The 16,080-nt window shown below is 45.2% G+C and carries 12 protein-coding genes; 4 read left to right on the forward strand and 8 right to left on the reverse strand.

Annotated features, from left to right (window positions below; translation table 11 throughout):
* Positions 1-4: 4 nt before the first annotated feature.
* The 8 genes from E4N65_RS04235 to E4N65_RS04265 form a co-directional block, all read right to left on the reverse strand.
* A complete protein-coding gene (locus tag E4N65_RS04235; RefSeq protein WP_253674195.1) occupies positions 5-1,633 on the reverse strand; it encodes a peptide ABC transporter substrate-binding protein in 1,629 nt (542 codons plus the stop codon).
* A complete protein-coding gene (locus tag E4N65_RS04240; protein WP_253674197.1) occupies positions 1,626-3,035 on the reverse strand; it encodes a TP0584 family protein in 1,410 nt (469 codons plus the stop codon). Before E4N65_RS04240 ends, E4N65_RS04235 begins: the two co-directional genes overlap by 8 nt.
* A gap of 148 nt (positions 3,036-3,183) precedes the next feature.
* A complete protein-coding gene (locus tag E4N65_RS04245; RefSeq protein WP_044012839.1) occupies positions 3,184-4,041 on the reverse strand; it encodes a carbohydrate ABC transporter permease in 858 nt (285 codons plus the stop codon).
* Positions 4,038-4,952 carry a carbohydrate ABC transporter permease gene (locus E4N65_RS04250; RefSeq protein ID WP_044012837.1) on the reverse strand — a complete coding sequence of 305 codons (915 nt, stop codon included), beginning with the start codon at positions 4,950-4,952 and terminating at the stop codon, positions 4,038-4,040. The genes E4N65_RS04245 and E4N65_RS04250 overlap by 4 nt, the downstream gene beginning before the upstream one ends.
* Positions 4,953-5,245: 293 nt before the next feature.
* Positions 5,246-6,523, reverse strand: coding sequence for an ABC transporter substrate-binding protein (locus E4N65_RS04255; RefSeq protein ID WP_044012834.1), 1,278 nt, complete (start codon positions 6,521-6,523; stop codon positions 5,246-5,248).
* Positions 6,520-7,350 (reverse strand): alpha/beta hydrolase, encoded by an 831-nt coding sequence (locus E4N65_RS04260; RefSeq protein WP_052185436.1) that lies wholly within the window; start codon positions 7,348-7,350, stop codon positions 6,520-6,522. Before E4N65_RS04260 ends, E4N65_RS04255 begins: the two co-directional genes overlap by 4 nt.
* A gap of 11 nt (positions 7,351-7,361) precedes the next feature.
* Entirely contained in the window at positions 7,362-7,442 is an 81-nt protein-coding gene (locus E4N65_RS12230; protein WP_235619815.1) for a BrnA antitoxin family protein, read from the reverse strand.
* 162 nt (positions 7,443-7,604) lie between these two features.
* A complete protein-coding gene (locus E4N65_RS04265) occupies positions 7,605-8,249 on the reverse strand; it encodes an L-2-amino-thiazoline-4-carboxylic acid hydrolase (protein WP_044012831.1) in 645 nt (214 codons plus the stop codon).
* A gap of 330 nt (positions 8,250-8,579) precedes the next feature.
* Between E4N65_RS04265 and murQ the strand changes: the two genes are divergently transcribed.
* The 4 genes from murQ (at position 8,580) to E4N65_RS04285 (ending at position 16,078) form a co-directional block, all read left to right on the forward strand.
* A complete protein-coding gene (murQ, locus tag E4N65_RS04270; protein ID WP_044012828.1) occupies positions 8,580-9,482 on the forward strand; it encodes an N-acetylmuramic acid 6-phosphate etherase in 903 nt (300 codons plus the stop codon).
* Between the two features lie 18 nt (positions 9,483-9,500).
* Positions 9,501-10,418: an N-acetylglucosamine kinase gene (locus tag E4N65_RS04275; RefSeq protein ID WP_044012823.1), complete on the forward strand. Its 918-nt coding sequence runs from the start codon at positions 9,501-9,503 to the stop codon at positions 10,416-10,418.
* Between the two features lie 119 nt (positions 10,419-10,537).
* Positions 10,538-15,175 (forward strand): InlB B-repeat-containing protein, encoded by a 4,638-nt coding sequence (locus E4N65_RS04280; RefSeq protein WP_253674198.1) that lies wholly within the window; start codon positions 10,538-10,540, stop codon positions 15,173-15,175.
* 72 nt (positions 15,176-15,247) lie between these two features.
* Positions 15,248-16,078: a uracil-DNA glycosylase gene (locus tag E4N65_RS04285; protein ID WP_044012819.1), complete on the forward strand. Its 831-nt coding sequence runs from the start codon at positions 15,248-15,250 to the stop codon at positions 16,076-16,078.
* Positions 16,079-16,080 lie beyond the last annotated feature (2 nt).

Genomic DNA, 16,080 nt, shown 5'->3' on the forward strand with positions numbered 1-16,080 from the left:
CCGTTCAGCGGTTCTCTTTGGAATGTAATGCAACTCCGGGTAAGGGAGCCGGCTGTGCAAAGCGGATACATTTAAACGGATGGATATTAACTGCGTTTACATACCAGCCTTTTATATCACTTAAATCAATGACGTTGATTGCAGGAACATGAGAAAGCGGAATGATAACCGACGAATCTAACAGCAATTGTTCCGCTTTTGCAAGATATTCGAATCTCGCTTTGCGATTTTGTTCCGCCGATGCCTTTTTGATAAAGTTTTCGTAGTTGGTATTATGCCAGCCTGAATCATTTAAAGTCGAATCCGATCTGAATAATTCCAGAAAAGCAAGCGGATCCGCAAAATCGCCAATCCACGAAATAACCGCTAAATGATAGTCATCCGTTTTTAGTCGGTCATAGTATTCTTCAAAAGGAACGGTTGTAATTTCCGTTAAAATTCCGATTTTTTCCCATACGGTTTTTAACAATGCCGCTTGTTCGGTATAGAATGCCGTTTGCGGTAAGAGAATTTTTATCGGCTGCGGTGATGCGGGTTGCGGTATATTTTTTAAAAGCTTTTCCGCCTTTGTCGTATCCTGCTTATCAACACCGGGTACGGTGGGATATCCCGTGAGGGGAAATACCAACGTCTTAGCAGGAATTAAATAATCTTTGCGCAATTCAGCATAGGGGAGTGCGGCGAGTAGTGCTTCTCTGAGTGTTTGATTATTGCATGGCGCTGTGTTTGTTTTAAAATAGAAAAATTCGGTTGCAAACATCGGCGTAATGTGAATGGTATATGCCGCTGCTACTTTATTTAAGTTGACTGATCCGCAAAGCCAGTGAATAGCTCCCTGATTAAATGCTTCGGTCATTTTATCGGCATCTTCATCTAATAATATGCTGATTGCAGGGAGCTGTGCCGATTCGAAATCCCAATAAGCGGAATTCTTTACGAGGTGGATTTTTTCGGCGGTAAAACTTTCGATTTTAAAAGGCCCGCTTGCAATCGGTTTAAAAGCTTCGGAAGGCTTCACAAATGCACTTTTTCCCGCATAACGGGTTATTGCTTTGAGCTGTGAAGGGTGTACTGCCGAAAATGCATGATGGCAGAGTATATTGGCCAACTGTTCCGCCGGATAGACAAGCGAGATTTTTAATGAAGTATCGGACTCCGCATATAAACCGATAGCCGATGTGTCGGAGTTTTTGCCGGTGCGGTATTCTTTTACGCCCTTAACGCAGTCTAAAAGCGAGGCATACGGTAAATCAAGTTGAGGGTTTAACAAATTGATAAATGAATCGCAAAATACTTGAGCGGTAATAGGATCGCCGTTTTCAAATGCGATCTTATCCCGTAGTGTAAACGTCCAGGTTAAACCGTCTGCACTGATCTTCCAATCCTTTGCTAATCCGGCGACCGGCTGTAATGTATAGGGATCGTAGGTACACAGTCCCTCATATAAACCGGTTAGAATTTGCGCTTCATTTGCATTATATGCAGCATGAGGATGTAAATTTGGAATACCGGTAGTAACCGAAACGATAAATTCTTTTTGAGGATAGGGTTCACTTTCTGCACATGCTGCAACAGATACTACAAAAGGTACTATCCATAAAGTAAGAGACAGTAATATGTTTTTTTTATTCATGAATCAATCCAAGTTCTTTCATATTTGAATATTCTTCAACGCTCGCATTGTATTCCGCTCTGCATTGATTTGCTTTTATAACTGCATTTCGGATTGTTGTCAATTCTATTTTTATCCCTTTCATTTTTGAACGCAAGATAACATCCCCGGATTTATAATACTCATCCAATCCTCCGAGTGTTTTTAAATATCCATTACATATAACAATGTATTTGTTCAAGAGTTCAAGTAATTGCTCATTATTCATACCGGTTAAACGCTGCTGCAGATCGGAGGTGCCTGACGCAAGGACTTTAAAAATACGAATTGTTTTTGCTAAATTATCAGTAAAATCTTCCAGTACGATTATTTCTTTCTTTTGCAAATTACTGATAGGATCCTTAATTGATATGGTAATTTCATGTTTTTTTTCTTCCATATTGAACGCACGTCTTAGGGCTTCTAAGAACTTGGTAAAAATCGTTGTGCGCGATTTATATATTACTTCTTGGTTTGCCATGAGTTTGGTGAGACAGGTGTCAAAATGATTACCGGTCGTACCGAGGATACGAAGCCCTGTTATAAGTACCGGCCGCATATTTTCTTGTTTATTGGTTTTTATATCTTCTTTTTGCGATACGTTCAAATGACGTAATATTTCCCGTTGCAGATGTTCCGAATCGGGACCGTAATCTTCTTTAATAACTTCCATTACAAGCTCATGATAGAAGGGGAGTTTTTCGTCGTTTGCTGCGAGGGCTTTTTTTAGAGTTTTTAATAATTTAATCGGGCTTGCGATATCGGCTTGTGTAACCGTTAAATCGGGCGGCATATTTTTTCTGACCGTTAGTTTATATTCTTCTCGGTGTAGACGGGCAAGCTGACGGAGTGTTTTATTGATGTCCGTATCGAGCTTCGAAAGGTGTCCGAGCGAATCTCTCAAGAGTCCGCCGGTTAGCGTATCGGAGACGGAGTGGAGCGATTTACAAATCTCCGCTAGTGCGCGGGTGTTTGCAAGTGTTGAATTTTCATTGAGTGCCGACCACTGGAATGTTTTATTCAATGCGAGCATGGATGCAATACGCTGTGGTGTCAGGAATGAACAGTTAAATTGATAGGAGTTAGTTAAAAAATCAAGCATCGTTTGATACTGTGCCAATCTGGAACCGACGACGGCAGCACGCTCACCGTCTGAAAAAGCTTCATTGCTAGGGACTTTTATTTCGGTCATACGGCTATCGTATTTATACGGATCGTCATAGACCAAGCCCTTTTTCAGCAAATTGCTGCGGAGGATTTTTACCACACTGCCGAGTGCTGTATAATTTTGCTGTAACTGCGGGAGTAAATGCCTGTTGAACTCTTCCCGTTGTATAGCTATGTGATGTTCTAACTCTTCAGAAAAATTTTTCGTAGATTCCATACCATCATCATCGGCAGTTTAAAAAAATTTTTTATATGATTTATGGAATAACCGCCTTAAAAGCGAAGTGTGGGAATAAATATGACTTAAAATATACAGCACACTACTGTGCCGTATATTTTTAGAGGGTTTTGTGCTGCGCAATCCGTTACTTTATCGCACCTGCTGTCATTCCTTTGATAAAATACTTACTCATAAATAAATAGAGAATCATCATCGGGAGGATTGCTACCGTTAATCCGGTAAAGAGGAGCGTCCAGTTGGCACTGTGTTGTCCGAAAAAAGTACTGAGACCGACCGGCAGGGTTTTGAGACTTCTGCTATGTAAAAAGACAAGCGGAAAAAAGAAGTCATTCCAAATAGGAACTGCATTGTAGATAGTTACCAACGCAATTCCCGGTGCAATGACCGGCATCATAATTTTACTGTAAATACTAAAATCATTGCATCCGTCTATCCGTGCCGCATATTCGAGGTCTACCGGAATAGCTTTAAAGAAACCGGAAAGGATAAATATCGTTGAAGGAATACCCATTGCAGTAAAAATCAAGATAACCGACAAAAAGTTATCCATAAGCCCAAGTTTTCTGATGATCATGAAAAGCGGTATAATAGCAGCTTTCAGCGGCAGCATGATACCGCTTAAAAAGATCATATACAGCAGGGTATTTCCTTTAAACACATATCGGCTGATAGCGTACGATGCCATCGATCCGAACAGCAGAACCAATACCATAGAGGATACCGTTACGATGATGCTATTGATAAAGAAGGTACTGAATCCCATATCAATCCAAACCCGTTTATATGAAGAAAAATCGGGATTCGCCGGTAAGGCGAACGGGTGTTGGAGGATTTCCCGTGTAGGTTTTAACGAGGATATGACCATATTAAAAAGCGGATACGCAATCAAAATAACATAGACAATCATCAGTGTTAAAATAGCGCCGACTGCAAAGTTCTTTACTGGAGAGGCGGCAGTCTTAATGCGCAAATTCATGTTCATACCTGTGTCTCCTTTGCTTTTCCGATTGCGACGGATACGAGCGAAATACAAAAGGTCATAATATAGATGATAACGGCGATGGTACTTCCGATCCCGATTTCGGGGTTACCGGTATCTACCGAACCGAAAGCTGTGCGGTAAAAAAGCGTGCCGATGGTGTCGGTACTGTAGTTCGGTCCGCCGCCAAGGTCGGTCATGGTGTATATCTGTTCAAAAACATTTAAACTGCCGATGATGGTTAATACCGTGATAACCGTTATGGACGGAATGATGAGCGGGAATATAATTTTCCAAAATAAGCCCATCTCGCTGACGCCGTCTATGTACGCAGCTTCGATACAGCTTTGATCGATAGAGTCGATGGCTGCAAGGAACACGAGCGAAGGGAAGCCTACCCAGCGCCAAATATTAGTTGCGATGATAGCGAAGGTTGCGGTGTTTTCGTCACCGAGCCATGCCCGCCGGAGGGATGAGAGATCGAGGAGGTTCAAAAAGCTATTGACCAGCCCATCGCTCTTTAAATACATACCCCACAAAAAACCGACCGCTACAATAGAAAAAAGCACCGGTATAAAAAATACCCGTTTAAAAAAGCCATGCCCTGCAATCTTTCTGCTTAATGCATATCCGAATAGCAGGCCGAGGCTGTTTTGAATGAGCATTGTACAGCAGAACCAGATACCGTTGTGCTTTAATGCATTCCAAAAGCGTTCATTATACGGAAAGGTAAAAAACAACTTTTTAAAATTACCAAATCCGGTAAATGAGCCGCGAAGAAGCTGATTCCAGTCAAAGAAACTGTTGAACAAGCTCATAAAAAGCGGCAACAAAATAAAAACGCTGACAATCAGCAGCGCCGGCGTTACGAAAAACGCGATCCATAAAAATTTACTTGTTTTTGATGTTATCATACTTTCTATCCGGAGCAATCACATCAGACTACTCTTCAATAGCCCCGCAGAATAATATAGGCTGTTCAACCTTTCCTTTTGAAAACAGACGGACATCTACTTCGTTATTTCACAAAAATTAGTCCTCGACGTACAAAAAGTACGCCTGCGGGTAATTTTTGTTCATGCCTCGTATCTGCCTCGTCTCTTTTCAAAAGGCTAACGCAAAAATTATTTTTTAACCATTAGCCCCAATTATTCTGCGATTTTTATCTATTGTGTCTGATGCGATTGCTCTGAGCGGCTATTCCTTTTTACTTTTGAAAAGGTTTATAATAGGTAGCGATACCGGTTTGTACGTTCTTACATGCTTGTTCTGCAGTTAACGTACCTGCCAAGTATCCCTGTCCTGCAGCCTGCCACAGAGCGGAGCCGGTCGGCTGTTCATAGCGGAACGGAACGAGGAAAATATAGCTGGTGCTGTTTTTCATCAGCGTGATGACCTTTCCGACGAAGGGATCCAACGAGGTATCTACACCAGGGGTAGAGCTGATCATTTTCAGATCGGAAATCAGCATATTGCCTACTTCCGGGGAACCGAGGAACTGCAAGAAGGTGAGCGCCGCTTCTTTATGTGCTGTTTTGGCATTGACTGCCCAGTTCATATCGGCATAGAAAGTAACGTACTGTTTGCCTGCCTTTGTGCCCGGTACGGGGAATGCATCGAATTGAAGGGAGGGATTGTTTGCTTTAAAGGTTCCCGCTTCATACGAACCGCCGATCATGTGTGCGGCCATTTCGTTCATAAAAGCGCCTTGAATATCGGTATAGCCGACACCGGTGAACAATTCCGGCATATAGGGGCGTAATGCGCCGATTTTTTTGACTGCATCCACAAAGCGCGGGTCTTCGAAGGTTGTTTTACCGGCAACGACTGCATCGAAAAAGTCGTTGGCTCCGTAAAAGTTGGGGCCGACGCCGCCTAAAAGCGTTTCCACCGTCCATCCGTCCTTCGAACCGTTTGCAAGTGGGGTAATCTTGTTCTTCTTACAAACTTCAAGATTGGAAATGAATTCATCCCACGTCGCCGGAACCTTTAAACCAAGCTTTTTGTAGATATCTTTGTTGTAGTAACAGAAGATCGCTTGGCTTAATGCGGGCAAGCCGTACATTTTACCGTCTTTAATGCTCCGTGCACCCTGCTTTGCCGGTTCGGAGTAATCCTTTAGATTGGGGATAAGGCTGTCAAGTGCAAGGAGATACCCGCTGTCCGCAAGTGTCTGTAAACCGCCGTACGCTCTACCCATAAACACATCCGGTCCGCCGCCGCCTTGCAGCGATGCGCTCACGATCGTGTTATACTCGGTATTTTTAATGGCGGTTTGCTTTACCGTGATGTTCGGATGCTTTTTTTCAAAGGCTTTAATCACCTTCTCGTAGAATTCCACATCCTCGGTACGCCATGTCCAAAATTCCAGCGTAACTTTTTCGCCGGATCCACTGCTTTTTTCACTTGAACCCATGGCCGTTAATGCACATGGCGTCAAGAGAAAACATGCTGCCAAAGCTGCAATGATTTTGTTTTTCATCATTTGCCTCCTTTCTTACTATCAAAAATTTCTATATTAGCCGATTTAAAAAATCGGTTAATAACCTTTTTAATACCGCTGTCCCACAGCGGCCATTCATGCCCGCCGGGACTTTCTTCATAGTAATGCTCGATACCCTGTTCCTGTAAAAAACGGTGAAAGTCCCGATTAATACCGATGAAACCGTCCGAGGTACCGCATTCAAGGGAGAGCTGCGGATAAGCCTTTCCCTGCACGGACTTTTTCATTTTGAGCACCGCATTTTTATATTCGCTTTCCATATTCTCTATACTGCCGAATATACCCTTCGCCCATTCAGGGGTAAAGACGGGATGTTCGGGTGAAAGCTGCTCCCTCGTCAAAAAAGCGGAGGAAATGCCCGCCGCGGCCCCAAAGTTATGCGGATATAAACACGCTGCCCGTATCGCCCCTGCGCCTCCCATCGAAAGCCCTGCGATAACGGTATCCTCCCGCTCCGCTGAAAGGCGAAACAACCTCCGTGTTAGCCGTATCAGCTCGTCCCCGACAAAAGCGCCGTACTGCTGCCCGGGCAGTTTACCGTCGATATAAAACGCATTTTCCGCCGCCGGCATAATGACGGCAATATGTTTTTCCGTTGCGTAGCGGCGTATATTTGTAAGCGTGAGCCAGTCCGTATGGCAGCCATACAGCCCGTGTAGCAAATAAAGCGTTTTGAGCGGTCTGTTTTCCTGCGCCTGCGGTCTTTGCCCGGAAGCATCGGGCGCGCTTTCTTCCGCCGGAATAATTGCGCACAGTGAAACCGGACGCATAAATGATTGTGCAAAAACTTCGGTATAAACAAGTGCCATCTTACTTTTTCTTATCCTAAAACTGCTTGCCTAAGAATATCATTTATTTTTGTTTGATATCCTTTTCCCGTTGCTTTCAACGCCGCAAGCACATCGCTATCTATCCTTAGATTATATTCTGTAGATACAGGAAGTGTCAATGTAAAAAATTCAAGTAAAAAATTCAAGGTGATAACGGCAAAGACACAAAGGGTATCTCTAAAAACTCGGTTAGGTTTTTAGAGGTTCCCTAAAAGCTTATAAACGCTGTTTGATTATTCGACTTTGTTCTTTATCCAATAATCGCAGTCTTCGTATCCTTCGGCAACGGTATGTTCCCTGTAAAGAGTGCCGCCGAAATGTTCCATCACCGCCTTATCCGTTTCGCAAAAATACGGCATCAATTCGCTGTATCCGTTCTTTTTTGCAAAATCGGCGATGGGGCATCCGAGCAAATGAATACTGATTCCTTCTTTGCGGTTTAGTGGGTTTATTTTCATCCCCCATGTATTGTTCCATGAGCCGTCTTCTTTGTGCTTATTCAATTTTCGTGCCCTGAGCGCAAAAAGCCCGTGAAAAAGTTTTTGCACGAGCCTGTTGTTGAGATTGAACCGCGAAAGCTGTCCACCTTTTTTATCGCCGATCATCATACCGTAACACATAGCCGTAATCTCATCAGGCGACATATTGCGGTTCATACATTCATAATACGCAAAGGCAGAGAGCGCACCGTAAAAGTTTTTCGACATCGGATTGTCTTTACCACCGATGCTCGGTGCCTCATTTGCAAACTTTTCATAGGTTTCAATAATCGCTTGGTACTTCTTTTCCGCCTCATCCGGTTGGAATTTTTTATTCAGTTCATTCCTGATCCAATTCGCAGACATTTGCGGAATTTCAAAATTTATTTTCATTGCCATCCTATTTCTCCTTGTGCATACACGCGCGATCATTCCCTCGTAAATAGCATATCTATCATTTTTGTATCTTCAAATTATACAATATTTTATACTTTTTTTCTATCTGTTAAAAACCTTCCTTATAATCTGTGAGCTTTTTATAACAATAGAAAAAAAGACTTAAAAATGATATACTCGGAAATCTTTTTATGGGATCCCCGCTACACAAGAACCGAAGATTTGATTAAAATCGCATAATAAGAGTGTACCTTGAACATTTATTTTTGTGCAGTAATGAAGTAGACGGTATGCATATTTTCAAAGGCCACTAATAGGAGATGATGGATTATAATGAAAGAAATTCCCGTAACGGAGCAGCGCAATCCTGCTTCATATCAAATCGATACGAAAAGTACGGCAGAAATTTTAACGATTATCAATAATGAAGATAAAAAAGTTCCCGAGGCGGTTGCGCAGGCGATTCCGCAATTGACGCGGCTGGTCGATTGCGCGGTTGAGGTGTTTCAAAAAGGCGGACGGCTGTTTTACCTCGGTGCGGGAACCTCCGGCCGTTTGGGGGTGTTGGACGCCTCAGAATGTCCGCCCACCTACGGCGTGTCCCCCGATATGGTGCAGGGCTTTATCGCAGGCGGGGATGTTGCGCTCCGCCGTTCCATCGAAGGCGCCGAGGATGATGAAAACCACGGTATCGATCAGCTGCGCGGCGCAGGTTTTTCGTCGTCAGATATGTTGGTTGGTATTACCGCCTCCGGCTCCGCGCCTTATGTGCTGGGAGCGCTCCGCTATGCCCGTTCGCTCGGCTGCCCGACCGGTGCAATAAGCTGCAATAAAGATTCACGCACCTTCGAGCTTGCCGATTATCCTATTTATCTGCCGGTCGGACCAGAAATCGTTACCGGCTCCACCCGGATGAAGTCCGGCACTGCACAAAAGCTCGCGCTGAATATGATTACCACCACCGCGATGATTCGGCTGGGAAAGGTATATAATAACTTTATGATTGATTTGATGCCGGTGAACGCAAAGCTGGTGGAACGGTCGAAACGGCTGATTAACGAGATTACCGGATGCGGGGAAGCGCGTGCCGCGCAGATATTTGAAGATTCCGGACGGAAGATACGGACGGCGGTAATTATGGCCTCGCTCGAGGTATCGAAAGAAGAAGCGGAAGCGCTGCTTAAGCAGGGGAACGGCAATATCAACAATGCGCTCGATGTGTATAAACGAGGGTAGCGGGGAGTTCGGGAAACGATGAAGCACTTATTTTTCGGGATCGACGGAGGGGGAACACAGTCCCGGCTCGGTATCTGTGATGAAACCGATCGGCTGATTGCGCAGGTAAAGGGCGGTTCTACCAACCGGTATGCGGTAGGCTTCGACGCAGCTTGCAATAATCTCCGCGAGTTGATTCAAAAACTGAAAACCGAAAGCGGTATCGACGTGCAAAACTGTGCTGCAGGCTGCTTTGCTTCCGCCGGTATGAGCACGGAACAAGAGACCGAAGATTTTCGCCGTTTTTTTACCGACGAAGGAATCCGCTGTCCTCTATATCTCTGCAACGATGCACTGGCAGCGCTTGCAGGCGGTACCGGAACGGCGGAAGGCATTATCGTAGTGAGCGGCACCGGCTCTATTGCCGCCGGATTAGATAAGAACGGGAGAACCGCCCGCGCCGGTGGGCTTGGCCATTTGATTGGGGACGAAGGTTCCGGCTTTAAGATAGGATTGGACGGGATTAAAGCCGCCGCCGCCGCTTTGGAACGGCGCGGAGGGAACACTCTATTGGCTCCGATGCTGTTTAACCATTACGGTGTCAACACCATACGGGAATTATTCCCCTTTTTGTATACAAACTTTGATAAATCGCGGGTGGCCTCTTTTTCGCCCTGTGTATTTCAGGCGGCGCAGCAATCGGATGCAGTTGCGGCACGTATTCTGGAAACCGCCGCTCAAGACCTGTCGCTCCTTGCCCGCAGCGTATACGGCGCTCTCTTCGACGGAGCGGAGGCGGAATTGGTATTCTCGGGCGGCATTTTGGAACATCAAGCCTCTTTTGCAAAACTGACCGCTGCCTATATCTGTGATGCGTTGCCGCAGGTGCGAATTATCCGCCGCCGTTTTGAGCCGGTAGTCGGTGCGTGTATTCTTGCCCGGCTTGGCAGATATTAAATTTCAGTGTCAATTGCATTGGAAATATTGTAAGTATTTACCTTTCTTTTTTGAGTAATATGAGTTAGAATAGAAAAATACTGCTTTTGTAGCCGTTTCGAATTCTGCCGGAGTTTTACATGAAAAAAGTTGTGCGGATAGTTATTCTCTCAGTTTTGGCGTTTTGCCTTTCCATAGCCTGTAAAAACTACACGGCAGATATTGAAGATTATTTAAGCTATTGGTCAGCCGGTGTATCGATTATAGATTTTCCTTTTGACCTGAAAGTGCAAACCGATGACGAAGGTATGCAATGCGTTTCCTCCACAGAAAACGTAATCCTTACATTTACCGTACGTAATCCTAAAAATTTAGATTTAAAAATGCCGGGAGATTCCGATGCTCCTGCCGATATTATCTCATTTCCTTATATTCCGGATGCCCCCGGTAAAAGCGCTGCCACACCGCAATTCGGCAAAGATTATACGTTTGAGAAAATTTCAAATACCGAGCTGAAGCTTACCTATACAGCGAGCTTTTTGAAGCAGTATGAATGGGGCAAGGGAGATATAACTCCTTCTATTATACTTTATACCACGGACGGCAGAGTGTTTAAGCAAAACATTCCGTTTAAGCTCAAAGTAAATACTCCTCCTCCGGCTATTCAAAAATGTATTATTGGACAGACAAAAACCGCTTCCTCTTCCGAAACTTCTTATTATGTTCTGTGCTTGCAGCTGCCGTCCACCGAAATGAACCGAGAATTCAACGGCAGTCTTTTGCATAAGGATATTGCCGGTATTGAAATCAACGGAACAATATATCGTCTTTCGGTAAATGAGGCGCAACATACATTTATCAAACCTAAAGATACTGCTTTTTTAGCTGTAACGGATGTAGAGAAACTTGAAGCCAATGCGGATGATATTCCTTCCGATTGGACGCTGTATTTTAAAACCGATGTTGAAGTAAAGGATGGTAGTCCCCAAAAAGAGTATACGGTGAGATTAAAGGACGCAAAAGGTTTGATGTCACCGGCGTTTAAAGCGGCTACCAAACCGAATACTCTGCAGCAGGAAACGCGGACTGTAACCTTTAATCTTGCAGGCGGAAATATCGGCGGCAATATACATGCTATCACCATGACTGGTGTGTCGGGAACACCGTTGACGCAACCTCCAAATCCTACTAAAGATGGCTATACCTTCAACGGCTGGACACCTGCACTGTCTGCATCCCCGACATTCCCTGCAGCAGATATGACATACACTGCGCAGTGGACGCCAAAGACCTATACCGTAACATTTAAAGTAGACGGTGGATATGGCTCTCTAAAAGGCACACATAATGGCACATCTAAGGTAGCGAGCGGTTCAGATGAGCTGAAATTTGAATCCGTTCCGCATAATAGTACGATCACCTTTACCGCAACGCCGGCAAATACAACTCTCTATAAGGTTGGGGATTGGACTTGTTCATCTTCGACAGGCTTTACGGGCGGAAGCGGACAGTCAATTGCTTCGCTTACAGTAACGTCAAATACAAGTGTGAGTGTGCAGTTTGTACCTCTTAATACTTTAACCCTAACTGAGCTTAAAATACACGGTCAAAATGCTTCGACCGGTTCCGTTACCCTGCCGTATACCATAACTCAAGTGGCGCAAAGCAATATCAACCTTGAGTTTGACGGACACCCAGGGATGTCGTTTACCGTAACTCCTGCATTGCCGCTGGCCTTAACGCCGGGAACGCCTCAAAATATTACCATAAAAGTTGCGGCAAGTCCGGGGAATTATCCTGCATGGGAAAAAACGGTACGTATAACCCGCGCAAAAAACAATGTTGCAGCCTTACAGAGCTTTAAGCTTAACGGAGAAGCTAAAACTGCGCCTTTTACTACCGAATACACGGTAGATTCCGGCACGGCAACAGTAACGGACTTTACCTTTGGTGCCGGTAGTGATGGAGCAATCGCGACTGTTAGTCCAGCAGACAACAATATCCCCATAGGTACCGGAAAAAGTTTTACCATCACGGTAACAGCTCAAGACGATACTGTAAAACAGACTATAATGTTTACGGTAAAGCGCCGAACCTACAACGTAGTCTACAGTGTAGACGGTGGTGTAGGTGGCACGATTCAAGCCAATTCAGGCAGTCCGATAACAACGAACAGTAGCATTTCGGTCGAGTACGACGGAAGCGTAACCTTTACCGCAACGCCGAGTGGTGGTTGGGAAGTAGAAAAATGGATGCTTGATGGCAATGAAGTCCCCGGCCATACAAATACGAGTTATACTCTCAATGTAACCGGCAATAAAAACGTAAAGGTGAAGTTTAAGAAAAAGCAAGGTATAATAGACGGCAATACGGAGACCCATGCATGGAAAGAATTATGCGAGCGGGTTGCCGCTGCCGATGACGGCGCTGTTATCATGGTAAAAAATATAATAGCAGCTTCCTCCGCCGCCGGTAACAACGGTGAAATTGTCATAAATAAGAATATTACCATTCAAGGTACAAATAAGACTTCCGAAAAACTGGATGCCGGATCGTTCAGCCGTATTTTCCGTGTAAAAGACGGTAAAACCCTTACGCTTCAAAACATAACGCTTACGGGGGGCAATACCCAACATGAACAAGGTGATAAAAATGGCGGCAGCGTGTATATAGAAAACGGTTCGTGTACGATGGACAATGTACTTGTCGTTGAATGTACTGCGGATGCAGGTGGCGCCGTGTATGTTAAAGACGGTACTTTCAGCATATCCGGTAGTACTCGTATTACCCCTTCAACCGGAGAATATGAACAGACCGCCGGTAAGAACGATGTGTATCTAAAGGGTGGAAAGCTTATCACGGTAACCGGCACTTTAACCGGAACTACTCCTATCGCTCGTATTACACCGGAAAGCTATCCGACAGGCAGCACTGCGGTTAAGGTTCTCGATGGTGCTGCTGTTAATACGCAACATTCAAAGTTTACGGTAACCGACCAAGCCGGTATGCCTTCTAAAAAATGGAAGATAAACGCTTCCGGCGAGCTTGAGGCAGTTGGCGGTCAGAGTCCGGCAATAGAGGCAACTAGTTGGGAAGACTTACGGACTAAAGTGCAAAGTGCTTCCGACGGCACCGTTATCGAAGTAACACAGGATATTACGTATAAAGGGAACAGCTCTGAATCTACAATAACGATAAATAAGAATATCACCATAAAGTCAAAAGGCGGCGATACGTATACTCTGAACGCAGATTGTACGGGAACTGTTCCTACTTATGCTTCAAAGGTTAAAAGTATTTTTAAGGTTACGAGCGGTAAGTCATTAATACTTGAAAACGTAACGCTCAGCAATGCTAAACAATATGCCGTCTCTGTTGCGGAGAATGGTTCCCTTATGATGACGAAGGTAACGATTAAGGATTGCGAGACCCAAGATCAGGCAGCCGGTATTTATTTTGAGAAAGGACGGAATCTAACGCTTACCCGCTGTACAATTGCAAAGTGTAAGGGAACAGGTTCCGCTTCTTCCGGCGGTATGTATATTCAGGAACCGACGGGAACGGTGAGTATAAAAAATACGGAAATTAAAAATTGTGAAGCACAACACGATGGAGGCGGTATACGTCTTAGTCAAGCGAACTGTACGTTGGAGAATGTGAATATTCAAGAATGCAGTGCTGCTAACGGAGGAGGAATTTATAATAGAGGTAGCACTCTTACGATAACGGGAGGTTCTTTTATAAAGAATAAGGTATTAGGTTCAGGTGCAAATCGTCAAGGCGGTGCAATCTATAGCGAAGGCGGTAGTCTTACCTTAGACGGATTTACGATCGGCGGGGATAATCAGGAAGACGGTAATACGGCAAAAAAGGGAGGAGGTATCTACCTTAAAAATGTGGTAGTAACAATGCAATCTGTAAAGGTAAAAAATAATAAGGCGCTGACCCAAGGTGGCGGTATCTATCTTGCAGACGGAGAGCTTAAGATACCCAACGGTACTACTATCGCCGATAATAGTGCCATCGACAACACTGCTGGCAACCATAACAGCGAGGCCGGTGGCGGAATTTATGTTGAAAAAGGAACGCTTACGTTGAATGGAGGTATTATCTCCGGTAACAGAGCCAATGCTAATAAGGGCGGTGGCGTTTATCTTAAAGCAGGAACATTTACAATGAATTCGGGAGAAATTAAAAATTGTTCTGCAAAATACGGCGGAGGAGTTTCTCTTGCCGGTACGAGCACCTTTACGATGACCGGAGGAACTATCACAGGTTGTAAGGCAGACGTCGAAGGAGGAAAGGGCGGTGGTATTTATACAGAACTAAAGACAAAGCTGACTTTAGAAGGGGCTGCTAGCAATCCGGTCGTTATTTCCAACTGTACGGCAAAAGAGACCGGCGGTGGTATGCATATTTATACGCAGAATACGGTAACAGTCAAAAATGCTCGTATTGAAGGAAACTCTGCAAATAGCGGCGGTGGTGTGTATTTAGAGCAAGGGACATTTACTATTGCCGGCAGTACCCGTATTACTCCTTCAACTGAAACAACAGCTGGAAAGAATGATGTTTTCCTAGAAGAGGGAAAGTTTATCACAATAGAAGGAACTTTAACTGAAACAGGAACCGTTGCACGTATTACGCCCAAAAAATATGAGAACGGGGTAAAAGTTCTCCAAGCGTCTTCTACGGAGTGTGCTAAATTTACGGTAACGCCGAAAGGCACGGAAATATGGTCAATAAATAATAATGATGGGACTTTGAAGAAACCGTGATGCAACCGCCTCGTAAATTGCTTCTTTGCATTTTCTTGCAATTCCGTGTATAATGCGGTGGCCATGGTGAGTATGGAAACGGAAGCGTGTGAAGTATTATATCGGTTTTTTAGAACCGCATCGGAATATATCGAAGGGTACCGCAGCGATGCACCGTATCCCGAATCGTTTGCATTTGCCGGAGATTCAACGGCTCTTGTTGCGACAACGAGCGCTGCGGTGAATGCAGTTTCTGTTGAAACCGGTTCTGCGGAGATTGTAGGCACTGTAACCGGCACTTCTGCTGCGGTTTCGGCAGGGAGCGGCGGAACGCTGTTTCGGTCGATGCAGGAAATTTACGCTGCGGTTGCACAGTGCTCCGCCTGTGTGTTGGGGCAAACCCGTACTCATCCGGTGGCGGGAGAAGGCCCCGAAGAGCTGTCCCGCTTGACCAACTCCGTTGAGGTGATGGTAATCGGCGAGGGGCCGGGCGCGGACGAAGACCGGCAGGGCAGACCCTTTGTCGGTAGGGCGGGGCAGCTTCTCGACAAGATGCTGGAAGCTATTCAGCTTTCGCGCAAGACCAATTGCTATATCACCAATGTGGTTAAATGCCGTCCGCCTCAAAACCGCGACCCTGCGCCGGAAGAACGGAGCTGCTGCGCCGCCTTTTTGGATGCGCAAATACGGCTGCTCCGCCCTAAGATGATTCTGGTGATGGGGCGCATTGCCGCGCAGCATTTGCTGCAAACCTCCGACGGTATCGGAAAGCTGCGGGGGCGTTTTTTCGACTATCAGGGGATACCGCTGATGCCGACCTATCATCCGAGCGCGCTGCTTCGGGACGAAAGCCTCAAACGCCCCGCATGGGAAGACCTCAAGCGGTTCCGCGCCCGTCTGCACGAGCTTCACGTACAAGGCTAATC

The sequence above is a fragment of the Treponema sp. OMZ 855 genome, from assembly GCF_024181145.1.
Classification (GTDB): Bacteria; Spirochaetota; Spirochaetia; order Treponematales; family Treponemataceae; genus Treponema.